Here is a 22,837-nt window from a genome sequence, read left to right as displayed (position 1 = left end):
TCGGGCCATTCTTGTTCTGGCGATATGCAGAAAGCCCGTGCTAAAGGCGCTGCCTAGATATGTCCGACGCTACCCCCCTCCAGTATTATCGCCACCGGCTGACCGACGATCCACGGCGGTTGATCGTCTGGTTCAAGGACAATTGGGCCACCAATCGCAAGCTGCGAGTCGTCAGCTATGCCGCCGGCGTGGCCGTGGTCCTGCTGGTGCTCGCCTGGGCGACGCTGGCGCGCAACCTGCCCGATGCGGAAAGCCTGCTCGATTACGAGACGCCGCTGCCGACCGTGGTGCGGGGAGTCGATGGCGAGATCGTCCATTCCTACGCCCGCGAGCGTCGCGTGCAGCTGCAATATGGCGACTTCCCCGATCAGATGATCGAGGCCTATCTCTCGGCCGAAGACAAGACCTTCTTCAGCCATGGCGGCGTCGACCTGACGGGCACGCTGAATGCCGTCGTGGATTACGCGACGAAGTTCGGTTCGGACGAGCGCGCCGTGGGCGGATCGACCATCACGCAGCAGGTGGCGAAGAACCTTCTGCTGGGCGACGAGTATTCGATCACCCGCAAGCTCAAGGAAATGATCCTTGCGACGCGCATCGAGAGCGTGCTGACCAAGCAGGAGATCCTCGAGCTCTATCTCAACGAAATTCCGCTCGGGCGGCGCAGTTTTGGCGTGCAGGCAGCAGCGCGCGCCTATTTCGACAAGGATGTCGGCGATCTCGACCTGCACGAGACGGCATTCCTCGCGATCCTGCCGAAGGCGCCCGAACGCTACGGCCGCGAGCGCTATCGCGAACTGGCGCTTGTCCGGCGCGATTTCGTACTCGACCAAATGCAGGCAAACGGATTTGTGACGTCGGCAGAGGCGAGCCGCGCCAAGGCACAGCCGCTCGGCCTCGTTCAGCAGCGAAGCGAGCGATCGGCCGATGCGGGCTATTTCCTCGAAGAAGTCCGCCGGCAGCTCATCGACCGCTTCGGCGAGACTGCCGAGGACGGCGGCAACAGCGTCTATGCTGGCGGGCTGTGGGTGCGGACCTCGCTCGACACCGAGTTGCAGGATGCCGCGCGCGATGCGTTGCGCGCGCAGCTGATTAGCTACCACGGCAATCGCGGCTTCACCGGGCCCGTCGCCACGCTCAATCCCGAAAACGGCGACCTGCACTCGCAGCTCGCCTCGTCCAATCTCTCGATCAATTACGAAGACTGGCGCATTGGCGTGATTACCGCGACCGGTTCGTCGCCGACCATCGGCTTCACCGATGGCGAAGACTATCCGCTGATTGGCGCGCCCTCGTCGCTCAAGCTGGGCGACGTGGTGGCCGCAGTCCAGTCCGGCGATGGCTATCGCTTGCGCGGCGTGCCGGAAATTTCGGGCGGTTTCCTCGCTCAGGCGCCGCAGACGGGCCGCGTGCTTGCCATGCAGGGCGGCTTCGACAGTCGCCTCGGCGCATTCAATCGCGCGACGCAGGCCGAACGCCAGCCCGGTTCGACGATCAAGCCTTTCGTCTATGCCTCCGCGCTCGACCACGGCATGACCCCGGCGACCGAAGTACCAGACCAGACATTCTGCGTCTGGCAGGGCGCAAATCTCGGCGAGAAATGCTTCCGCAATTTCGGCGGTGGCGGTGGCGGAGTGCACACCATGCGCTGGGGGCTCGAACAAAGCCGCAATTTGATGACCATCCACATCGCCGACACGACCGGCATGGATAATGTGGTCAAGACGATCAAACGCGTCGGCATCGGCGACTACGAGCCGTATTACTCCTTCGCATTGGGCGCAGGCGACACGACGGTCGCTCGTATGGTCAACGGGTATGCCGCACTGGCCAATTGGGGGCGGCAGACCGAGGGTTCCGTCATCGATTACGTGCAGGACCGCCGCGGCAAGGTGATTTTCCGCTCCGATAATCGCGAGTGCACCGGCTGCAACATGGACCAGTGGGACGGCCAGCCGATGCCGCGCTTCGAACCGCAAGGGAAGCAGGTGCTCGATCCGCGCACCGCGTTCCAGGTCGTCCACATGCTGCAGGGCGTCGTGACGCGCGGTACCGCCGTGCGCCTCCGCAGCCTCGAGCTGCCGCTGTTCGGCAAGACCGGGACTACCAACGGGCCGACCAATGCCTGGTTCGTTGGCGGCACGCCGGATATCGTCGCGGGCATGTATGTCGGCTTCGACCAGCCGCGCAATCTCGGTGGTTGGGTGCAGGGCGGCAATACTGCCGCGCCGATCATGAAGCGCTTCGTCGAGGCCACGCGCGAGCGCTGGAATGCCGAGGACTTCGTCGCCCCGCCCGGTGTGCGCATGGTCAAGGTCGACCGGCGCACAGGCAAGCGCGTGTTCGACGGCACCCCGTCGGACGATCCGAAGGCGGCGATCATCTGGGAGGCATTCAAGCCCGATACCGAACCGCCGCGCTCCACCCGCTCGGACGTGATCGCTGCCAAGCGCAACGAAATCCTCGAGCTGATCCGCCGTGCCCGGCAGGGTCCGACCCAGCGGGCAGCGGCTCGCGAGGTGGAACGTCCCGACGATTTCGTCGAGGAACAGGGCGGTATCTACTAGCCAGCACCGGCTACCCAGCTTTACAATCGCTGCCCGCGCGTTAGGGGGCGGTGGCAAGTGATTTGCCGCAAGTTTTGAAGGAATTCGTCATGCGTGCCGAAGGGCAGGCCCATATCGAGAGGATCGAAGCCGCATTGGCGCTCGTCCGCCAATCGCTCGACTGGGAGCGCGCCTTGCGCCGCCTCGACGAACTCGACGCGCGAGTGCAGGACCCGACCCTGTGGGACGATCCCAAGCAGGCGCAGGTCATCACGCAGGAGCAGAAGCGCCTCGAAACCGCGATCACCACCGTGCGCGAGATCGAGAGCGAGATGTCCGACGCCATCGAATTCGTCGAAATGGGCGAGGCCGAGGGCGATGACGAAGTTGTGAGCGAGGGGCTGTCCTCGCTGGAAGGCCTCGCCGATCGCGCCGATCGCGACAAGGTGCAGGCGCTGCTGTCGGGCGAGGCCGACGGCAACGACACCTATATCGAAATCCACGCAGGCGCGGGCGGGACCGAAAGCCAAGACTGGGCGGAGATGCTTTTCCGCATGTACGCCCGCTGGGCCGAACAGCGAGGCTACAAGGTCGAGACGGTCGAATATCAGGCAGGCGACCAGGCGGGCATCAAATCCGCTACGCTGCTGGTGAAGGGCGACAATGCCTATGGCTATGCGAAGACCGAGAGCGGCGTCCACCGCCTCGTCCGCATCAGCCCTTATGACAGCAGCGCGCGGCGCCACACCAGCTTCAGCTCGGTCTGGGTCTATCCGGTGATCGACGACGATATCGACATCGAGATCAATCCGGCCGACCTCAAGATCGACACCTACCGCGCCAGCGGTGCGGGTGGACAGCACATCAACACGACCGATTCCGCGGTCCGCATCACTCACCAGCCTACCGGGATCGTCGTCGCCAGCCAGAACGACCGAAGCCAGCACAAGAACCGCGCGACCGCGATGAACATGCTGAAGGCCCGCTTGTTCGAGCGCGAAATGGCCGAGCGCGAAGCGGCAGCCTCTGGGGAGTACCAGGAAAAGAGCGATATCGGCTGGGGCCACCAGATCCGCAGCTACGTCCTCCAGCCGTACCAGATGGTGAAGGACCTGCGGACCGGCGTTCAGTCTCCCACGCCCGACGATGTCCTCGACGGCGCGCTCGATCCGTTCATTTCCGCCGCACTCGCTCAGCGCGTGACCGGCGAAACGGTCGAGGTGGAGGACGCGGAGTGAGGCGCGGCCTCGCTCTTCTCCCTCTCATCGCAGCCAGTCTCGCCGCCTGCGATGGCGGGCTGCTGAGTACCGGAGACGAACCGGCCGAGTTCCCCGCGCCCGACCGTCCCGTGTCTGGCATCGGCACCTATTCCATCGACAGCGAGGACCAGCGCGACAGCCGCGGCGAAGCGCAGACGGTGATGGACCTTGCCGAACTCGAACCCGGCATGACAGTGGCCGATATCGGCGCAGGCAATGGCTACTACACGCTGCGCCTAGCCAAGCGCGTCGGCGAAACCGGCCGCGTGCTGGCACAGGATATCGACGGCGATGCTCTGGCGCGTCTCGGCCGCCGGGTAGAGCGTCAGCGGCTCGACAATGTCTCGATCCGCCGCGGCGAACCGGCCGACCCGCGCCTGCCCGCCAACAGCTTCGACCGCGTGTTCATGGTCCACATGTACCATGAGATAGAAGAGCCCTACGAATTCCTCTGGCGGCTGTGGCCGTCGCTGCGAGAGGACGGTCAGGTCATCGTGGTCGACAAGGATCGCCCGACTGACCGGCACGGGATCGACCCGCTGCTATTGTCTTGCGAGCTGGAGCGGGTGGGATACGAATTGGTCGCGTTCAAGGATGCGCCGGAACTGCTCGGCTACTATGCACAGTTCAAGGCAGCGGCTACGAGGCCCGAACCCGGAGAGATCGAACCGTGCCGCGGCGACAGTGTCGCACACGAGGCGCCGCCCATCGAGCGGCCGACGAAGAGAGAGAAAGCATAATGAGTTTCAAGGGTCTCAAGCCCATCGTTTACGGCGGCAAGGAAGTCTGGCCGCTGATCGAGGGCGGCAAGGGCGTATCCGCCACCAATCACATGAGCTCGGGCGCCTGGGCCGCTGCGGGCGGCATCGGCACGGTTAGCGCAGTCAATGCCGACAGCTATGACGAGGACGGCAGTCCGATCCCGCAAGTCTACCCTCAGGCCACCCGCAAGGAGCGCTTCGAACAGCTCGTGCGCTACGCAATCGACGGGGCGACCGAGCAGGTGAATCGCGCTTACGAGATTGCCGACGGCAAGGGCGCGATTAATATCAACGTGCTGTGGGAGCAGGGCGGGGCGCAGCAGGTCCTCGAAGGCGTGCTCGACAATTGCGCCGACAAGATCGACGGCGTCACTTGCGGGGCGGGGATGCCCTACAAGCTGGCCGAGATCGCCCAGCGTTACAATGTGCATTACCTGCCGATCGTCTCTTCCGCGCGCGCTTTCCGCGCATTGTGGAAGCGGAGCTATTCCAAGGTGCCGGACCTGCTGGCGGCCGTGGTTTATGAAGACCCTTGGCTGGCGGGCGGGCACAATGGCCTGTCCAATGCCGAGGACCCGACCAAGCCCGAAGATCCCTATCCGCGCGTGAAGGCGCTGCGCGAAACCATGCGCAACGAAGGCGTCAGCGAAGACACGGCCATCGTGATGGCCGGCGGGGTCTGGTTCCTGCGCGAATGGAACGACTGGATCGACAACCCCGAACTCGGCAAGATCGCCTTCCAGTTCGGCACGCGCCCGCTGCTCACCCATGAAAGCCCGATCCCGCAGGTGTGGAAGGACATGCTGCGCACGGTCGAACCGGGCGACGTGCTGCTCCACAAGTTCAGCCCCACCGGATTCTATTCCAGCGCGGTGAAGACGCCTTTCCTCTACGATTTGATGCACCGCAGCGAGCGCCAGATCCCGATCTTCAAGCGCGACGAGGAAGAGGGCACCATCCCGCTCGCCGATCACGGCAAGGCAAAGTATTTCTACGTCCATCCCGGCGACCAGCGCAAGGCGCAGAGCTGGATGCACGAGGGCTTCACCGAAGCGCTGAAGACACCCGACGACACGGTGGTTTTCACCACCCCCGAAAGCGCCGAGCAGATCCGCACCGACCAGCAGGAGTGCATGGGCTGCCTGTCGCACTGCCAGTTTTCCAGCTGGAAGGATCACGACAACCACACCACCGGCCGTCTCGCCGATCCTCGCAGCTTCTGCATCCAGAAGACCTTGCAGGACATCGCCCATGGCGGCGACCCGGACGAGAACCTAGCTTTCGCGGGCCACGCCGCCTACCGCTTCAAGCAGGATCCGTTCTACTCGAACAACTTCACACCCACGGTGAAGGAACTGGTCGAGCGGATCCTGACCGGGGATTGAAGCTTTAGCGCCAGAGCTGCATCGCCCTGATCGCATCCGGCATCTTTTCGTCGGTGTCCGGGCGCGAGAGGGTGCGTTCGATCAGCTTCCACTTTCGCGCGATCTTTCCCTTCTGCCACAGGTCGACGACCCAACTGTCGCCGGTCCAGTCGCGGCCTTCGATCGAGGCTTCCAGCCCCAGGCGCGTGGCGAAGACTGCGACATTGCCATGGCGGCGCACATAGACCTCGTCGAAGCGATAGCCGGTGCAGCGGAAGCGCGTAGTCGCGGCTTCCAGCCAGCTGGCGCGGTCGAGGATCACGGGCTTGCTAGACCCCAGGAGAAAGATGAAATCGCGCGCTGCGAGCGATTTCATCTGATTGCGGTCGCGCTGCATCCACGAGCGCATCCACAGGTGTTCGAGCGCTTCGATCTTGGCTGAAAATTCGTCCATGGCGTGAGGGCGTTACAGGCTTGCCCGCCGATGGCAAGCGGACTTCTGCGAAGGTCAGCCGAGGCCGGTCAGCACCTGGTCTGGCGGGCGATGCCCGTCGGCCCACATGCGGATATTGGCGATCACCTTCAGGCCCGATTCCTCGCGCCCTTCGCGCGTGGCGCTGCCGATGTGGGGCAGGGTCATCACGTTGGGATGGCGGATGAGACGTTCGTCCACATTCGGCTCGTCGGGATAGACGTCGAGCCCCGCGCCGGACAGGTGGCCGTTCTCCAGCGCGGCGATCAGCGCTTCCTGATCGACCAGATCGCCGCGCGCGGTGTTGATCAGGCTAGCGCCCGGTTTCATCAGGCCGATGCGCCGCTCGTCGATCAGTCGATGCGTGCCCGGCGTCGCCGGGCAGTGGAGCGTGAGAATGTCCGCCTGCGCCACCAGATCGTCGAGGTTTTCGACATAAGCGGCATCGAACATGCGCTCGACCGCTTCGGGCAGGCGCTTGCGATTGTGATAGGCGATACGCAGGCCGAAGGCGCGCGCGCGATGGGCGACGGCCTGGCCGATTCGGCCCATGCCGACGATGCCGAGCACCTTGCCCGCAAGCTTCGTTCCGAGCAGCGCGGTCGGCGTCCAGCCCGTCCACTCGCCACTGCGGATCAACTGCACGCCTTCGCGAATGCGGCGCGGGACGCCGATGATGCCTGCCATGGCGAGGTCGGCGGTGTCGTCGGTGAAGACACCGGGCGTATTGGTTACCATGATGCCGCGATCATGCGCCGCCTTCAGGTCCAGATGTTCGGTGCCGGCGCCGAAATTGGCGATCAGGCCGAGATCGTCGCCCGCCTCCGCGATCATGTCGCCGTCGACGCGGTCGGTGACGGTCGGCACGAGGACATCGCAGGTCTGCATGGCATCCACGAGTTCGTCTCGCGTCAGCGGTCGGTCCTCGCCGTTGAGCGTCACGTCGAACAACTCGCCCATGCGCTCTTCGACCGAGGGCATAAGATGACGGGTGACGACAACCCGCGGCGTGCGGGTGAGGCGTTTCTCGACCTGTTCGGGGGCGCTTTCCATGCTGGTCAAAAGCGCTAGGGCGAGGGCGGGGTAATGGTCAAGCGCGGTTGCCGTGGCAGCGCAGAATCATGTAAGAGGTCCGCCATGGTCGCGCGCCTCCTCATCGCCCTCGTCTGCTTCGTCGGTCTGCCCGCTTCGGCAGCCGCGCAGGAACGTGAGGTGCCTTACTGGGCGACCATCCGCGCGAGCGAGCTCAACATGCGCGTCGGACCGAGCGCCGATTACAAGATCGACTGGGTCTATCGCCGCCCCGGCCTGCCGGTGAAGGTTGTGCGCGTGATGGAAGGCTGGCGGCTGATCGAGGATCCTGCGGGCGACAAGGGCTGGGTCGTTGCCCGCCTGCTGAGCCCTGATCACGGCGCAATCGTCATCGGCGACGGGCCTGCCGATATGCGCGCTAGTCCGGCAGCGGATGCCGCGCTCAAATGGCGGGTCGAGCCGGGCGTCGTAACGGCCTTGGGCGACTGCGAGGACAGCTGGTGCGAGGTGACGATCGCCAACCGCCGTGGCTGGATCGCTCAGGATCGATTGTGGGGCGCAGGCACGCCGTAACGTGAAAAAGGCGGCCCTTTCGAGCCGCCTTCTCCGTTTTCTGGTCTGACCTTTTACATGGTCGTTTCGGCAGCGACCCCATTGCCGTCGACCTTGCGCACTGTCGCGGTGGTGTTGCCATCCGCATCGCGCATCTGGAAGCTGCCATCCGAGCCAGGCGCGCCGCCGGCGTAGCATTCCTCGGACTCGGTGCCTTCGGGATCGAAGCACATCTGCGAGCCGTCCTGGCGCCAGGTGCCGCGTTCGGTTTCAGTACCGTCCGGCATCGTATCGACATAGGTGCCGTCGGCGTTGATCTGCTGCATGGTGACGCTGCCGTCGGCCATCTGAACCTCGTAGGTTCCGGTCATATCGCCGGTAGCAGTGCTGCCGAGCGTCGTGTCGGCCGGTGTCGCCGTATCGAGCGGTTCGGGAGCGGGTTCCTCGTTGGAGCCGCAGGCGGCGAGCGCTACCGTTGCGGCAGCGACGAAAAACATGTTCTTCATGGCACTTCCCCTTTCGCCGCACCAACGCGCAGGTGCGGGGGAAGTGCCGCGAAGAACGTCAGACAAGCTCGACTGCGACTGCCGTGGCTTCGCCGCCGCCGATGCAGAGCGAGGCGATGCCGCGCTTCTTGCCCTGCTGTTTGAGCGCGTTGAGCAGCGTCACGATGATCCGCGTGCCGCTGGCACCGATGGGGTGGCCGAGCGCGGTCCCGCCGCCGTTTACGTTGATCTTGTCATGCGGGATGCCAATGTCGCGCATGGCGAACATGGCGACGCAGGCAAACGCCTCATTGACTTCCCACAGGTCGACCTCGTCCGCCGACCAGCCGGCCTTCTCGAGCACCTTTTCGATGGCGCCGACAGGTGCGACGGTGAATTCGCTCGGCTCCTGCGCATGCGCCGCCATGGCGACGATCTTCGCGACCGGTTCGTGCCCGTTTTCCCTGGCGACGCTTTCGCGCGTCAGGACCACGGCAGCCGCGCCGTCGGAAATCGAGGAGGACGTTGCTGCGGTAATCGTGCCGTCCTTGGCGAAAGCGGGGCGCAGGGTCGGGATCTTGTCGGGCTTGCCCTTGCCGGGCTGCTCGTCATGCTCGACCGTCACGTCGCCGCGGCGCGTCGAGAAGCTGACGGGGACGACTTCGTCCGCAAAAGCGCCGCTTTCGATGGCGGCATTGGCGCGGCGCAGCGACTCGATGGAATAGTCGTCCATCTGTTCGCGTGTCAGCTGGTAGTCGTTCGCGGTGTCCTGTGCGAATGTGCCCATGGCGCGGCCTTCCTCATAGGCATCTTCGAGCCCGTCGAGGAACATGTGGTCGTAAGTCGTGTCATGGCCCAGCCGCGCGCCGCTGCGGTGCTTCTTCAACAGGTAGGGTGCATTGGTCATGCTCTCCATGCCGCCGGCGACGATGTAGTTCACATCGCCCGTGGCGAGCGCTTCTGCGCCCATGATAACCGTCTGCATGCCGCTGCCGCAGACCTTGTTGACCGTAGTCGCCTGCACCGATTTCGGCAGGCCGGCCTTGATCGAGGCCTGGCGGGCAGGGGCCTGGCCGAGGCCTGCGGGCAGCACGCAGCCCATGTAAGTGCGGTCAAACTTATCGACCGGTACGCCCGAGCGCTCGACAGCAGCCTTGACCGCAGTAGCGCCGAGATCGGTCGCCGAAACATCGGCAAGGGCGCCCTGCATGCCCCCCATCGGGGTGCGTGCGTAAGACAGGATGACGACGGGGTCGGCTGCGCTGAACTGGGTCATGCTTGTGCTGGTCCTCTGGTTCTGTGATATCGGTTGCCAATGGCGACCTATCTAAGGTTGGCTTCTACCTAGTGCTGCGCCGCAGCAAGATCAAATGGAGAGAGCGATGGCGGACGACCGGAAGAGTGAGATGGAAGACGTGCTGCGCAAACAGCGCGCCGCGCACACACAGACCCGCCCGGAACCGATGGCTCTGCGCAAGGATCGCATCGAGCGCGCCATCAACCTGCTGAAAACCCATGCCGACGATCTGTGCAAGGTGATGAGCGCCGATTTCGGCAACCGCTCGCCCCAGCAATCGATGATGACCGACATCGTCGGTACGATGAATTTCGGCAAATACTGCCTGAAGAACATGGATAAGTGGGCGCGACCCGACAAGCGGCACGTCCAGTTCCCGCTCGGCCTGATGGGTGCGAAGGCGGAAGTGCGGTACGAGCCGAAGGGCGTAATCGGCATCCTCAGCCCGTGGAATTTCCCGGTCAATCTCAGCTTCGGTCCGCTGATGCAGGTCTTCGCTGCGGGAAATCGCGCGATGATCAAGCCGAGCGAGTTTACGGAAAAGACCAGCCTGCTGACGCAGGAACTTGTCGAAGAGTACTTCACTGCCGACGAGTGCGCGGTCTTCACCGGAGGGCCCGAAGTCGCGGCGGCCTTCTCCGAACTGCCCTTCGACCATCTCGTATTTACCGGCTCCACCGCGACCGGCCGCAAGGTCATGGAAGCTGCAGCGAAGAATCTCGTCCCCGTCACATTGGAATTGGGCGGCAAGAGCCCGGTCTTCCTCGGCGAAAGTGCCGACTTCGCCAAGGCGGGCGAGCGTATCGCGCTCGGTAAGATGCTCAATGCAGGCCAGATCTGCCTTGCCCCGGACTATCTCTACGTGCCGGAAAGCAAGCAGGACGAAGCGATCCATGGCGTCTGGCAGGGCACTGCGAACATGTACCCGACCATGCTGGAGAACGAGGACTACGCCAGCATCGTCAGCGACCATCACTTCGAGCGCCTCAAGGGCCTGGTTGCCGATGCGAAAGACAAGGGTGCCGAGGTGATCGAGGTCAACCCGGGCAATGAGGACTTCGGCAATGCCAACCAGCGCAAGATGCCGCTGACCATCCTCAAGAACGTCACCGACGATATGAAGGCGATGCAGGAGGAAATCTTCGGGCCGGTCCTCCCGGTCAAGACCTACAGCCGCGTCGAGGAAGCGATCGACTACGTGAACGAAAACGACCGTCCGCTCGGCCTTTATTATTTCGGTGAAAGCAGCGACGAACGCGAGAAGGTGCTGACCAAAACCATCAGCGGCGGCGTGACGGTGAACGACGTGATCTTCCATGTGTCGATGGACGATCTGCCGTTCGGCGGCACCGGGCCTTCCGGCATGGGCAGCTATCACGGGGTCGAGGGCTTCCGCGAATTCAGCCATGCGCGCAGCGTTTACAGCCAGCCCAAGATCGACATCGCCAAGCTTGGCGGTCTCAAGCCGCCCTATGGTGCTGCTACCGACAAGGCGATCAAGTCCGCCTTGAAATAGGCTCGCCGGACGCGCGGCCGGGTGCGGAGCATCCGGTCCCGGTTCGCGCAATCGTTTGTGCGGGATTTGCGCGTGCCGCACCCTTGCACCTGCCCGCCGAGGGGCCTAGAGGCGTGCGCGAACCGTACCCAAGCGGAATCGCCTCCGCGGCAAGGAACTCTACGTGGTCGACCTCGAACAATATCTGCCCATTCTCATCTTCCTGTTCATCGCGGTCATCCTTTCGGCAGCCTTCGTGTTCCTGCCGATGGGTGTCTCGCGCCTCACTGGCGCGCATAATCCCGATGCCGAGAAGCTGAGCGAGTACGAGTGCGGCTTTCCCGCATTCGAAGACCCGCGCAGCCAGTTCGACGTGAAATTCTACCTCGTGGCGATCAGCTTCCTGCTGTTCGATCTCGAGGCCTCGTTCCTGTTCCCCTGGGCGGTGAGCCTCGACGTGACTGGCTGGATGGGCTGGGCCGGGATGATGATCTTCCTCGGCATTCTCGCCATCGGTCTCGCCTATGAATGGAAGATGGGGGCGCTGGACTGGCAATGAGCAACCCGAACACCGATCCCGCCCTCGTCGGCACCGCCTCGCTGAACCCCGCGCTCGACGGCCAGCGCATGCGCGACAGCGCGCTGCCGACCGCCAAGGGTGGCGAAGTGCGCCAGCCCGATGCAGATTATTTCAACGCGCTGCAGACCGAGGTGAACGACAAGGGCTTCCTCGTCACCAGCACCGAGGACCTGTTCCACTGGGCGCGCACCGGCAGCCTGTGGTGGATGACTTTCGGCCTCGCGTGCTGCGCGGTCGAAATGATTCACGTCAACATGCCGCGCTACGACATGGAGCGCTTCGGCGTCGCCCCGCGCGCCTCGCCGCGCCAGTCGGACGTAATGATCGTCGCCGGTACGCTGTGCAACAAGATGGCTCCAGCGCTGCGCAAGGTCTACGACCAGATGTCCGATCCGAAATATGTGATCAGCATGGGCAGCTGCGCCAATGGCGGCGGCTATTATCACTACAGCTATTCGGTGGTGCGCGGCTGCGACCGCATCGTGCCGGTCGATATCTACGTCCCCGGGTGCCCGCCGACGGCCGAGGCGCTGCTCTATGGCGTAATGCAGCTGCAGCGCAAGATTCGCCGCTCGGGCACGATCCAAAGGTAAGGGCGAGGATATGGCAACGCTACACTCCGCGCCCCGCTTCACGCTGATCGACGGGCTTAAAGGCACGCTTTCGACCGCGCTGGGAGACCATCTGGTCGACGCGCACGAAGAGCACGGCGAGTTGCTGCTGCACGTAAAGCGCGACAGCATCGAAGACGTGCTTCGCATCCTGCGCGACGATCACGCCTACCAGCAGCTGATGGAGATCGCCGGAGCCGATTATCCTTCGCGGGCCGAGCGGTTCGAGATCGTCTACATGCTGCTCTCGCTCACCACCAACAGCCGGATCATGGTGAAATGCCGGGCGAGCGAGGATACGCCCGTGCCGACGGTCACCACGCTGTGGCCGAACGCCGGCTGGCTAGAGCGCGAGGTGTTCGACATGTATGGCGTGCTGTTCGCAGGCAATACCGACCTGCGGCGCATCCTGACCGATTACGGCTTCGAAGGGCATCCTTTCCGCAAGGACTTCCCGCTGACCGGTTATACCGAGCTGCGTTATTCCGAAGACGAGAAGCGCGTGGTCTATGAGCCGGTCGAGCTTGCTCAGGATTTGCGCCAGTTCGATTTCATGTCTCCGTGGGAAGGCGCGGACTATGTCCTGCCGGGCGACGAGAAGGCGGACATGCCGCCGGTCGACGATCCCAAGGTCACCGAGAAGCCGTCGGACACGGGCGCGGGTGCCAAGACCGACAAGCATGCCGCCGACAAGGTGAGCGCAGGCGCTCCGGCGGAAAAGGACGGCGGCGAGGCCATTGATCCGCCCGAGCCGACCGAAGACCGCGCGGCGCGCCCCAAGCGCAAGGGCAAGACCACCGACACCGCCAAAGCGACCGAAACGAAGAAGAAAAAGGCTCCCGCGAAGCGCAAGCCTGCGGCCAGGAAGAAGGACGACACATGATGCGCGCGTTTCTTCCCCTTGCCGTTCTCGCTCTGGCCGCCTGCTCTTCGCAGGAGCCTGCCGAGCAGGAAAGCGCCGACGATTTCGCCAGCCGCATCGGCGGTTCGGGCGAGGGTGCGGCGCTGGATCCGTCGCAGCCCGATCCCAACGCGCCCAATGTTGCCGTGGAAGCGCCGCCTGCGCAGGCCGATGTCACCACGCTCCAGCAGCTTGGCGACGTCGGCGGGGTCAACCTCGGCCCGCGCGAGGGTGGGTGCACTTTCATGGTCGGCGAGCAGGAAATGATCATCGCCGCCGGCATGCGCGACAAGTCGCTGCCCGGGAAGGCCGTGGTCCGTGTGGGCGATACGCTGGTCATGACCGATGGGGCCACCGGCGGGCTCGATGCGGTCAAGTCCGGCACGAATTTCGAAGGCGAGGGCTTCACCGTCTCGGTCGCACCCGCTGCCGGTGAGGGCCAGACCCGTCCGGCGAACGTCACCGTAACCGATGCCGCGGGCAAGTCGCAGAGTTACTCCGGCAACTGGATTTGCGCATGAGTATGCAGCTCGAAGAGTCGCCCACCACCGGCGACGAAGTCATCACGAACTACACGATCAACTTCGGGCCCCAGCACCCCGCGGCGCACGGCGTGCTGCGCATGGTGATGGAGCTCGACGGCGAGATCATCGAACGGATCGATCCGCATGTCGGCCTGCTGCATCGCGGCACCGAGAAGCTGATCGAGAACAAGACCTATCTGCAGGCGCTGCCCTATTTCGACCGGCTCGATTACTGCAGCCCGCTGGCGCAGGAATACAGCTACGTCCTCGCGATCGAGAAGCTGCTCAACGTCGAAGTGCCGGAGCGGGCGCAGTACCTGCGCGTGCTGTTCGCCGAGCTGACGCGCATCTGCAACCACATGCTCAACATCGGTGCGCATGTGATGGACGTGGGCGCGATGACGCCGAACCTGTGGGTGTTCGAGCTGCGCGAAGACTGCATGAATTTCTTCGAGCGGGCCTCGGGCGCGCGCATGCACGCGGCATGGTTCCGTCCGGGCGGCGTCCACCAGGATGTGCCCGAAAAGCTGCTGGTCGATATCGGCGAATGGATCGACACGCGCCTGCCCGAACTGTTCGGCGATGCGATGAGCCTGGTGCTCGACAATCGCATCTTCAAGCAGCGCAACGTCGATATCGCCGTGGTGAGCAAGGACGATGCCGTGGCGTGGGGCTTCTCCGGCCCGATGATCCGCGCCGCCGGCATCCCGTGGGATCTGCGCAAGTCGCAGCCCTATGACGTGTACGAGCGGATGGAGTTCGACATTCCGGTCGGCACCAATTCGGACTGCTACGACCGCTTCGTGGTGCGCGTGAAGGAAGTCTACGAGAGCGCGAAGATCATGAAGCAGTGCCTGCGCGACATGCCGTCCGGCCCCGTCGCCAGTGACGACCGCAAGGTCGCGCCGCCCAAACGCGCCGAGATGAAGCAGTCGATGGAAGCGCTGATCCACCACTTCAAGCTCTATACCGAGGGCTTCCACGTGCCCGCAGGCGAAGTCTATGTCGCCACCGAAAGCCCCAAGGGCGAATTCGGCGTCTACCTGGTCAGCGACGGGTCGAACAAACCCTATCGCTGCAAGATCCGCCCGACCGCGTTCTCGCATTTGCAGGCGATGGATTTCATGAGCCGCGGCCACATGCTGCCAGACGCCACCGCAATCCTCGGCGCCATCGACGTCGTGTTCGGGGAGTGTGACCGGTGATCGCCCGCGAAATCTTCATCTTCATCGCGGCTTTCGCGGCCTTCGCTTCTGCGGTGGCGGCCTATATGCTCGCCTTCCATGGTGAAAGCTCGCTCAAGGAAATCCTTTCGACGGCCTTCGCCGCCGTCATCGGCCTCTATCTCGGCCGATATCTCCAGCACAGGTTGACCCATGGCTGACCGTTCCCCCGCACCCGATACTCCCGAGCTGCGTGAGCGCTGGGGTGGCTTCGAGTTCACCGAGGCCTACCGCGAGAAGGCGGACCGCGCGATCGCGCGCTATCCTGAGGGGCGCCAGCGCTCCGCAGTGATGCCGCTGCTCGACCTTGCCCAGCGCCAGGTCGGCGAGGAAACCGATACGCAGGGCTGGCTGCCGCTGCCGGTGATCGAATATGTCGCCGATTACCTCGACATGCCGGTGATCCGCGTACTCGAGGTCGCGACCTTCTATTTCATGTACAACATGAAGCCGGTCGGTAAGTATCACGTGCAGGTCTGCGGCACGACGCCCTGCATGCTGCGCGGCTCGGACGGGTTGATCGAAGCCTGCAAGAAGCGCGGCATGAGCAAGGGCCATGTCTCGGACGACGGCCTCTGGACGCTGACCGAGGTGGAGTGCATGGGCAATTGCGCCACCGCACCGATGGTCCAGATCAACGACGACAATTACGAAGACCTCACGCCCGAGCGGCTCGATGCCATCCTCGACGCGCTGGCCGCGGGCGAGCAGCCGAAGACCGGCACACAGGAGCCGGGCCGTCATACCAGCGAGCCTGCCAATGCGCTGAGCTCGCTCCCGGAGATGGTCGACGCCAACCACGACTACCGGAGCGAGTGGTGATGAGCAAAACGCTTTTCATGATCGCGGCCGCGCTGTTTTTCATTGCCGCAGCGATTGCATATTTTCTCGCTGAACGCGGCTCCATGGGTGCGACTTTCCTGGCGCTCGGTGTCGTCTTTCTCGCAATCGGTGCAGGGCAGGGCCGTGCCAAGGGCGGACCGGAGGATCACTGATGGATAGCAATATCATCTCCATTATCGTCGCGCTGATCCTGATCGTCATCGCGTGGAAGGTGTTCAAGGGCGTCGTCAAGACAGTCGTCCTCGCGGCGATCCTTATCGCGGTTGCCATCTTCGTGTTCGGAGGGTTCGCCTGATGCTTGCCGATAAGGACCGCATCTTCACCAATGTCTACGGCTTCCAGGACTGGGGCCTGAAGGCGGCGCAGCAGCGCGGCGATTGGGACGATACCAAGTCGCTCATCGCACGCGGCCATGACGACATCATCGAGGAAATGAAGGCGTCCGGCTTGCGTGGGCGGGGCGGGGCCGGTTTCCCGACCGGCCTGAAATGGTCCTTCATGCCGAAGGAATCCAAGGACGGCCGTCCTAGTTTCCTCGTTATCAATGCCGACGAATCCGAACCCGGCTCATGCAAGGACCGCGAGATCATCCGCCACGATCCGCATAAGCTAATCGAAGGCGCGCTGGTCGCAGGTTACGCCATGCGGGCCCGCGCGGCCTATATCTACATCCGCGGCGAGTATATTCGCGAAGCCGAGACGCTGCAGGCAGCGATCGACGAGGCTTATGACGCGGGCCTGATCGGCAAGAACGCGTCGAAGTCGGGCTACGATTTCGATGTTTTCCTGCATCGCGGCGCGGGCGCCTACATCTGCGGCGAAGAAACCGCGATGATCGAAAGCCTCGAAGGCAAGAAGGGCCAGCCGCGCCTTAAGCCGCCGTTTCCGGCAGGGGCCGGCCTCTATGGCTGCCCGACCACGGTAAACAACGTCGAGAGCATCGCTGTCGTCCCGACGATCCTGCGCCGCGGCGCAAGCTGGTTTGCGAGCTTCGGGCGCGAGAACAACAAGGGCACCAAGCTTTTCCAGATCAGCGGGCACGTAAACAAGCCCTGCGTGGTGGAAGAGGCGATGAGCATCACCTTCGAGGAACTCATCGACACCCATTGCGGCGGCATCGTTGGCGGATGGGACAATCTGCTGGCTGTCATCCCCGGCGGCTCCTCGGTTCCGCTGATCCCCGGCGACCAAATGCGTCAGGCGATCATGGATTTCGACGGGCTGAAGGAACTCGGCTCGGGCCTCGGCACGGCCGGTATCATCGTAATGGACAAGTCCACCGACATCGTTCGCGCGATCAGCCGCATCAGCTATTTCTACAAGCACGAGAGCTGCGGCCAGTGCACCCCCTGCCGCGAGGGCACGGGCTGGATGTGGCGCATGATGGAGCGTCTGCGCACCGGCGACGCCGCGATCGAGGAAATCGACATGCTGCAGCAGGTCACCAAGCAGGTCGAAGGCCACACCATCTGCGCGCTGGGCGACGCGGCTGCCTGGCCGATCCAGGGCCTCATCCGCCACTTCCGCCCGGAACTCGAACGCCGGATCGAAGAGCACAATGCGAAGTTCGCGGAGGCGGCGGAATGAAGATGCGTCAATCCCTTCTGACTGCGTTCGCGTTGATCCTCGCGACGTCCAGCGCATCAGCGCAATGGACCGGGACTCGTTTGGGTGGCAATATCCGCCATGCCGACGCTGAAGAGCTGATGCAGATCACGACTTCGTGCATCGCGAAGCGCGGGCCCGCCTATGCTCGCAAATTCCTTGAGACGGTGCCCGGTACGGAAGCGGAGTTTCTCCTGCTGCGGAGAAACGAAGGCGATCTCGGCCTGTGCATGGACAATACGCAAAAGGCGGTCGGTAGCGTGGAGATGACCTTCACACCGCAACCCTTCCGCCGCGCGCTCGCCCGCGAAATGGTCAAGCCATATTTGTCCAGGGACTTCGATCCTTCCGCCGCAATTTCACAAGAACCGTTTTATCTCATGTCGCTTCAAGCTCTTCCCGAAAACGAAAAGGCCGATGCCTATTCCATGGTCTTCATGGAATTCGGTGATTGCGTTTTCCTGCAGGATCCGAAGGCGACGGTCGATTATCTGCGGACCGAACCGGGGAGTGGCGAAGAGGCCGAAGCGATCGGTGTTCTGATGCCATCGCTGTCACCATGCGTCGCCGCCGGTCAGGACCTTGAACTGTCGCACGAAGCGCTGCGGATCGCTCTAAACGAGCCCGTCTATCATCGCCTTCGCCGCTTGGATTCCGAGAGCTGAATTATGCCTAAAGTCATCGTAGACGGACAGGAACTCGAAGTTCCGGACGGCGCCACCGTCCTGCAGGCGTGCGAGCTTGCCGGGAAGGAAATCCCGCGCTTCTGTTATCATGAGCGGCTGAGCATCGCCGGCAACTGCCGCATGTGCCTGGTCGAGGTGAAGCCTGGACCGCCCAAGCCGCAGGCGAGCTGTGCGCTCCCCGCTACCGACGGGCAGGAAATCCGCACCGACACCGAAATGGTCAAGACCGCGCGCGAAGGGGTAATGGAGTTCCTGCTCATCAATCACCCGCTCGACTGCCCGATCTGCGACCAGGGTGGCGAATGCGACCTGCAGGACCAGTCGATGACCTATGGTCGCGGCGCTACGCGCTATCACGAGAACAAGCGCGCGGTGACCGAGAAGTACATGGGGCCGCTGATCAAGACGGTCATGACCCGCTGCATCCACTGCACCCGCTGCGTGCGTTTCTCCGAAGAGATCGCCGGCGTGGACGAAATCGGCGCGCTCTATCGCGGCGAGGACATGCAGATCACGACTTACCTCGAGCAGGCTGCCGAGCATGAGCTGTCGGCCAACGTGATCGACCTCTGCCCGGTCGGGGCGCTCACCAGCCGTCCCTATGCTTTCGAAGCGCGCCCGTGGGAGCTGAAGAAGACGCTCAGCATCGACGTGTCCGATGCGGTCGGTTCGAATATCCGGCTCGACAGCAAGGGCCGCGAAGTCATGCGCGCGCTCCCGCGCATCAATGACGACGTCAACGAGGAGTGGATCTCGGACAAGGCCCGCTACCAGGTCGACGGCCTGATGCGCCGCCGTCTCGACAAGCCCTACATCCGCAAAGGTGGCAAGCTGCAGGCGGCGACCTGGGACGAGGCCTTCACGGCCATCGCCAAGGTCAAGCCGGGCAAGAACATCGCCGCCATCGCCGGCGACATGCTCGATTGCGAGACCATGTTCGCGGCCAAGGCGCTGCTTAAGGCCTGCGGCTCGACGCTTGTCGAAGGTCGGCAGACGGGGATGGATTACGACACGTCGATCCTCGCTGCGGTCAATTTCAACTCGACTTTTGCGGGCATCGAAAACGCCGACGCGATCCTGATCGTCGGCAGCCACGTCCGCTGGGAAGCGCCGCTGGTGAATGTCCGTATCCGCAAGGCGGTGAAGCGCGGCGCGAAAGTATTCGTAATCGGCCCCTGGTGGGATACGACCTATCCGGCCGAATTCCTCGGCGAAGATCTCGGCGTGCTGAACAAGCTGCCCAAGACGCTCGGCGATGCTTTGAAGAACGCTGAAAATCCGGCGCTCATCGTCGGCGGCGCGGCCCTGAAGGGCGCGCATGGCAAGGCGCTGGCGCTGGCCGAGAAGTTCGGCGCGGCGTTCAACGTCCTCCATTTCAGCGCTGCGCGTATGGGCGGGCTGATGCTCGGCTTCGCGCAGGCCGGAGGCATGGCGGATATCGTGAATGGCAAGCCCAAGGTCGTCCTGAGCCTCGGTGCGGACGAGATGGATTTCGAGCCGTTTGCCGATGCGCTCAAGGTCTATGTCGGCCATCATGGCGACAAGGGCGCGCATGCGGCGGACGTGATCCTGCCCGCGGCAAGCTATGCCGAAAAGGACGGGACCTACGTCAACACCGAAGGCCGCGTGCAATTCGCCGAGAAGGCCGTCTTCGCACCCGGTGACGCTCGGGAGGACTGGACGATTCTGCGCGCGCTGGCCGACGCGCTGGGTGTGGCAGTCGGCTTCGACAGCTTCGCCGAATTGCAGGCCGCGATGATCGCTGAAGTGCCCGCGCTGGGCGAGGAAGGTCTCGCCGACTATGGTGCGCTGCCCAAGGCCGACGCAAAGGCCAAGGCCGAAGGCACGATTAGCGCCTATCCGATCAAGGACTTCTACCTCACCAACCCGATCGCCCGTGCCAGCGAAGTGATGCAGCGTTGCTCGGCAGAACTGCTGCATGGCGAAGATCTGGCGGAGGCGGCGGAGTGACCCATGCTCGACTGGATATGGGACGCTGTTTTCGCAGCTCTGCCGCCGAAAGTGCAGGTGGGGTGCACAGTTCTGTTTGTAATATTAATCGTCCTTGCTTTGGCTTGGGCATTCTGGCCGGAAGCCTCGTGAGATGACCGAATTCTTCCAATCCCTCGGCATGAATTACGAGTTCGCGTGGTTCACCGCGACGATCGCCGGTATCCTGCTGATCGCGCTGCCGGTGATGCTGGCCGTCGCCATGGTGATCTATGTCGACCGCAAGGTCTGGGCGGCGATCAACTTGCGTCGCGGGCCGAACGTGGTGGGTCCCTTTGGGCTGCTGCAGAGCTTCGCCGATGCATTGAAGGTGATGCTGCAGGAAACGATCATTCCCTCGGCCGCGAACAAGGGCATCTTCATCCTCGCTCCCATCGTGACGTTCACAGTAGCGCTGGCTGCATGGGCGGTGGTGCCCTTCGATGCGGGCGTGGTGCTGGCGGATATCAATGTCGGCCTGCTCTACATTCTCGCGATCAGCTCGCTGTCGGTTTACGGCGTGGTTATGGCGGGCTGGGCGTCGAACTCGAAATATCCATTCTTCTCGGCCATGCGCGCCGCGGCGCAGATGATTTCCTACGAGGTCTCGATCGGCTTCATCCTCGTGTGCGTCGTGCTGTTTGCCGGTACCTTCAACCTGTCGGGCATTGTAAACGCGCAGGCGGAATTCGGGCTGGGCGTGATCAATGCCTTCGTCGTGCACCCGCTGATGTTCCCGATCTGGGTGATGTTCTTCATCTCCTGCCTCGCAGAAACGCAGCGCGTGCCCTTCGACCTGACCGAGGCGGAGAGCGAGCTCGTCGCCGGTTACCAGACCGAATACAGCTCCATGGCCTTCGCCATGTTCTGGCTGGGCGAATATGCGAACATCCTGCTGATGTGCATCCTCAACGCCCTGCTGTTCTGGGGTGGGTGGTTGCCGCCGATCGACTGGGAGCCGCTATATTACGTCCCGGGCATCGTCTGGCTGCTGCTCAAGACGTTCATGTTCTTCTTCTTCTTCAGCTGGGTCATGGCGACGGTTCCGCGCTATCGATATGACCAGCTGATGCGGCTTGGCTGGAAGGTTTTCCTCCCGCTCAGCCTGTTCTTCATCGTCGTTATTTCGGGCTATCTGATGGCAACCGGTCACTTTGGGAGCGCGGCATGAGCACGATCGCGCATCTCGTAAAATCGTTCACCCTGTGGGAATTCGTGAAGGCGCATGCCCTCACGCTGAAGTACTTTTTCAAGCCCAAGGTGACGATCAACTACCCGTTCGAAAAGAACCCGATCAGCCCGCGTTTCCGCGGCGAACACGCGCTGCGCCGCTATCCCAACGGGGAAGAGCGCTGCATCGCCTGCAAGCTGTGCGAGGCGATCTGCCCGGCGCAGGCGATCACGATCGAGAGCGAGCCGCGCGAAGACGGTAGCCGCCGCACCACGCGCTACGACATCGACATGACGAAGTGCATCTATTGCGGGTTCTGCCAGGAAGCCTGCCCGGTGGATGCCGTGGTCGAGGGCCCGAACTTCGAATATGCGACGGAAACCCGCGAGGAGTTGCTTTACGACAAGGCCAAGCTGCTCGCGAATGGTGACAAGTGGGAGCGGGCGATTGCCGCAAACCTTGAAGCCGACGCGCCCTATCGCTAACCGCCGCGCCAACGAGAAACGGGGCTCATGATTCAGACCATCGCCTTTTACCTGTTCGCCGTCCTGGTGATCGCCAGCGCCGTCATGGTCATCATGTCGCGCAACCCGGTGCATTCGGTCCTCTGGCTGATCCTCGCCTTCTTCAATGCGGCGGGGCTCATGGTGCTGGTGGGCGCGGAGTTCATCGCGATGCTGCTGGTCATCGTGTATGTGGGCGCGGTCGCGGTGTTGTTCCTGTTCGTCGTCATGATGCTGGACATCGACTTCGCCGAGCTTCGCGCAGGCTTCATCAAGAATTTCCCGCTCGGCATCGCCATTGCGGCCATATTGCTGGCGGAGCTGGTGCTGGGCATCGGCGCCTACCGGGTTGGCGCGATCGAGCTCGGAACGCCGGACGGTGCATCGGCTCCGCTGCTCGACCGCTCGAATATCGAGAGCATCGGTGCGCTGCTCTATCGCGACTATATCTTCCTGTTCGAAGCGGCCGGCATCATCCTGTTGGTGGCCATGGTCGGCGCGATCGTCCTCACCCATCGCAAGGGCCCGGCTGATGCGCGCGGCCAGCAGGATATCGGCAAGCAGAACCGCCGCCGGCCGGAAGAGGCGACGGTGATGAAGCAGCCGGGCATCGGCAAGGGGGTCGAGCTGTGATCGGCATCGAACATTACATTGTCGTCAGCGCGATCCTGTTCGTGCTGGGTGTGCTGGGTATCTTCCTCAACCGGAAGAACATTATCGTCATCCTGATGGCGATCGAGCTCATCCTGCTCGCGGTGAACATCAACCTCGTCGCCTTTTCCGCCTTCCTCGGCGATCTGGTCGGGCAAATATTCGCCATGTTCGTCCTGACAGTCGCGGCGGGCGAGGCGGCCATCGGGCTCGCCATCCTCGTCATCTACTTCCGTGGTCGCGGCACGATCGCCGTCGACGACGTCGACCGGTTGAAGGGGTAAGCA

At 63.3% G+C, this 22,837-nt stretch carries 25 protein-coding genes and 1 pseudogene; 22 read left to right on the top strand and 4 right to left on the bottom strand.

What is annotated here, in order from left to right:
• The first annotated feature begins 59 nt into the window (after positions 1–59).
• The 4 genes from Q9K02_RS09430 (at position 60) to Q9K02_RS09415 (ending at position 5,951) form a co-directional block, all read left to right on the top strand.
• A complete protein-coding gene (locus Q9K02_RS09430; protein ID WP_305932664.1) occupies positions 60–2,567 on the top strand; it encodes a penicillin-binding protein 1A in 2,508 nt (835 codons plus the stop codon).
• Positions 2,568–2,656: 89 nt separating this feature from the next.
• The gene (prfB, locus tag Q9K02_RS09425; RefSeq protein WP_305932663.1) at positions 2,657–3,784 is read left to right on the top strand and encodes a peptide chain release factor 2; all 1,128 of its coding nucleotides are present in this window, start codon (positions 2,657–2,659) and stop codon (positions 3,782–3,784) included.
• A complete protein-coding gene (locus Q9K02_RS09420; RefSeq protein ID WP_422785425.1) occupies positions 3,781–4,545 on the top strand; it encodes a class I SAM-dependent methyltransferase in 765 nt (254 codons plus the stop codon). The genes prfB and Q9K02_RS09420 overlap by 4 nt, the downstream gene beginning before the upstream one ends.
• Positions 4,545–5,951 carry an NAD(P)H-dependent flavin oxidoreductase gene (locus Q9K02_RS09415; protein WP_305932662.1) on the top strand — a complete coding sequence of 469 codons (1,407 nt, stop codon included), beginning with the start codon at positions 4,545–4,547 and terminating at the stop codon, positions 5,949–5,951. The genes Q9K02_RS09420 and Q9K02_RS09415 overlap by 1 nt, the downstream gene beginning before the upstream one ends.
• Before the next feature lie 4 nt (positions 5,952–5,955).
• Here Q9K02_RS09415 and Q9K02_RS09410 read toward each other — a convergent pair whose 3' ends face one another.
• Complete coding sequence (locus Q9K02_RS09410; RefSeq protein ID WP_305932661.1) at positions 5,956–6,384, bottom strand: nuclear transport factor 2 family protein; 429 nt, start codon at positions 6,382–6,384, stop codon at positions 5,956–5,958.
• 54 nt (positions 6,385–6,438) lie between these two features.
• Positions 6,439–7,455, bottom strand: coding sequence for a 2-hydroxyacid dehydrogenase (locus Q9K02_RS09405; RefSeq protein WP_305933487.1), 1,017 nt, complete (start codon positions 7,453–7,455; stop codon positions 6,439–6,441).
• An 84-nt stretch (positions 7,456–7,539) separates the two neighbouring features.
• Here Q9K02_RS09405 and Q9K02_RS09400 point away from each other — a divergent pair, with 84 nt between their 5' ends.
• On the top strand, positions 7,540–8,007 hold the full coding sequence (locus Q9K02_RS09400; protein WP_305932660.1) for an SH3 domain-containing protein: 468 nt from the start codon (positions 7,540–7,542) through the stop codon (positions 8,005–8,007).
• A gap of 53 nt (positions 8,008–8,060) precedes the next feature.
• Here Q9K02_RS09400 and Q9K02_RS09395 read toward each other — a convergent pair whose 3' ends face one another.
• Complete coding sequence (locus Q9K02_RS09395; protein ID WP_305932659.1) at positions 8,061–8,492, bottom strand: hypothetical protein; 432 nt, start codon at positions 8,490–8,492, stop codon at positions 8,061–8,063.
• Positions 8,493–8,550: 58 nt separating this feature from the next.
• Positions 8,551–9,747: a thiolase family protein gene (locus Q9K02_RS09390; RefSeq protein ID WP_305932658.1), complete on the bottom strand. Its 1,197-nt coding sequence runs from the start codon at positions 9,745–9,747 to the stop codon at positions 8,551–8,553.
• 88 nt (positions 9,748–9,835) lie between these two features.
• On the opposite strand from Q9K02_RS09390, the pseudogene Q9K02_RS09385 reads away from it, so the two are divergent.
• The 17 genes and pseudogenes from Q9K02_RS09385 to nuoK form a co-directional block, all read left to right on the top strand.
• Positions 9,836–11,284: pseudogene (locus Q9K02_RS09385) on the top strand (coniferyl aldehyde dehydrogenase); the annotation flags it as partial.
• A 163-nt stretch (positions 11,285–11,447) separates the two neighbouring features.
• Positions 11,448–11,822, top strand: a complete 375-nt coding sequence (ndhC, locus tag Q9K02_RS09380) for an NADH-quinone oxidoreductase subunit A (protein WP_278328567.1) — start codon at positions 11,448–11,450, stop codon at positions 11,820–11,822.
• Positions 11,823–11,890: 68 nt separating this feature from the next.
• Complete coding sequence (locus Q9K02_RS09375; RefSeq protein ID WP_278328827.1) at positions 11,891–12,436, top strand: NuoB/complex I 20 kDa subunit family protein; 546 nt, start codon at positions 11,891–11,893, stop codon at positions 12,434–12,436.
• Between the two features lie 10 nt (positions 12,437–12,446).
• Positions 12,447–13,337: an NADH-quinone oxidoreductase subunit C gene (locus tag Q9K02_RS09370; protein ID WP_305932657.1), complete on the top strand. Its 891-nt coding sequence runs from the start codon at positions 12,447–12,449 to the stop codon at positions 13,335–13,337.
• Complete coding sequence (locus Q9K02_RS09365) at positions 13,334–13,876, top strand: hypothetical protein (protein WP_305932656.1); 543 nt, start codon at positions 13,334–13,336, stop codon at positions 13,874–13,876. Before Q9K02_RS09370 ends, Q9K02_RS09365 begins: the two co-directional genes overlap by 4 nt.
• Positions 13,873–15,084, top strand: a complete 1,212-nt coding sequence (locus tag Q9K02_RS09360; protein ID WP_278328570.1) for an NADH-quinone oxidoreductase subunit D — start codon at positions 13,873–13,875, stop codon at positions 15,082–15,084. Before Q9K02_RS09365 ends, Q9K02_RS09360 begins: the two co-directional genes overlap by 4 nt.
• Positions 15,081–15,263 (top strand): hypothetical protein, encoded by a 183-nt coding sequence (locus Q9K02_RS09355; RefSeq protein ID WP_305932655.1) that lies wholly within the window; start codon positions 15,081–15,083, stop codon positions 15,261–15,263. The genes Q9K02_RS09360 and Q9K02_RS09355 overlap by 4 nt, the downstream gene beginning before the upstream one ends.
• Positions 15,256–15,924 (top strand): complex I 24 kDa subunit family protein, encoded by a 669-nt coding sequence (locus Q9K02_RS09350; RefSeq protein ID WP_305932654.1) that lies wholly within the window; start codon positions 15,256–15,258, stop codon positions 15,922–15,924. Before Q9K02_RS09355 ends, Q9K02_RS09350 begins: the two co-directional genes overlap by 8 nt.
• On the top strand, positions 15,924–16,097 hold the full coding sequence (locus Q9K02_RS09345) for a hypothetical protein (RefSeq protein WP_305932653.1): 174 nt from the start codon (positions 15,924–15,926) through the stop codon (positions 16,095–16,097). The genes Q9K02_RS09350 and Q9K02_RS09345 overlap by 1 nt, the downstream gene beginning before the upstream one ends.
• On the top strand, positions 16,097–16,240 hold the full coding sequence (locus Q9K02_RS09340) for a hypothetical protein (protein ID WP_278328574.1): 144 nt from the start codon (positions 16,097–16,099) through the stop codon (positions 16,238–16,240). Before Q9K02_RS09345 ends, Q9K02_RS09340 begins: the two co-directional genes overlap by 1 nt.
• Positions 16,240–17,532 carry an NADH-quinone oxidoreductase subunit NuoF gene (gene nuoF, locus Q9K02_RS09335; protein WP_278322676.1) on the top strand — a complete coding sequence of 431 codons (1,293 nt, stop codon included), beginning with the start codon at positions 16,240–16,242 and terminating at the stop codon, positions 17,530–17,532. The genes Q9K02_RS09340 and nuoF overlap by 1 nt, the downstream gene beginning before the upstream one ends.
• On the top strand, positions 17,529–18,215 hold the full coding sequence (locus Q9K02_RS09330) for a hypothetical protein (protein WP_305932652.1): 687 nt from the start codon (positions 17,529–17,531) through the stop codon (positions 18,213–18,215). The genes nuoF and Q9K02_RS09330 overlap by 4 nt, the downstream gene beginning before the upstream one ends.
• A gap of 3 nt (positions 18,216–18,218) precedes the next feature.
• Entirely contained in the window at positions 18,219–20,207 is a 1,989-nt protein-coding gene (nuoG, locus tag Q9K02_RS09325; RefSeq protein WP_305932651.1) for an NADH-quinone oxidoreductase subunit NuoG, read from the top strand.
• Positions 20,208–20,340: 133 nt separating this feature from the next.
• Positions 20,341–21,396 (top strand): NADH-quinone oxidoreductase subunit NuoH, encoded by a 1,056-nt coding sequence (gene nuoH / locus Q9K02_RS09320; protein WP_305932650.1) that lies wholly within the window; start codon positions 20,341–20,343, stop codon positions 21,394–21,396.
• On the top strand, positions 21,393–21,881 hold the full coding sequence (gene nuoI / locus Q9K02_RS09315; protein WP_278322679.1) for an NADH-quinone oxidoreductase subunit NuoI: 489 nt from the start codon (positions 21,393–21,395) through the stop codon (positions 21,879–21,881). The genes nuoH and nuoI overlap by 4 nt, the downstream gene beginning before the upstream one ends.
• Before the next feature lie 27 nt (positions 21,882–21,908).
• Positions 21,909–22,532 (top strand): NADH-quinone oxidoreductase subunit J, encoded by a 624-nt coding sequence (locus tag Q9K02_RS09310; RefSeq protein ID WP_305932649.1) that lies wholly within the window; start codon positions 21,909–21,911, stop codon positions 22,530–22,532.
• Positions 22,529–22,834, top strand: coding sequence for an NADH-quinone oxidoreductase subunit NuoK (gene nuoK / locus Q9K02_RS09305; RefSeq protein ID WP_305932648.1), 306 nt, complete (start codon positions 22,529–22,531; stop codon positions 22,832–22,834). The genes Q9K02_RS09310 and nuoK overlap by 4 nt, the downstream gene beginning before the upstream one ends.
• Positions 22,835–22,837 lie beyond the last annotated feature (3 nt).

Source organism: Qipengyuania profundimaris (assembly GCF_030717945.1).
In the GTDB taxonomy this organism is placed as follows: Bacteria; Pseudomonadota; Alphaproteobacteria; order Sphingomonadales; family Sphingomonadaceae; genus Qipengyuania; species Qipengyuania profundimaris.
Note: the sequence above shows the minus strand (reverse complement) of the source record. Positions and strands in the feature narration are given on the sequence as shown.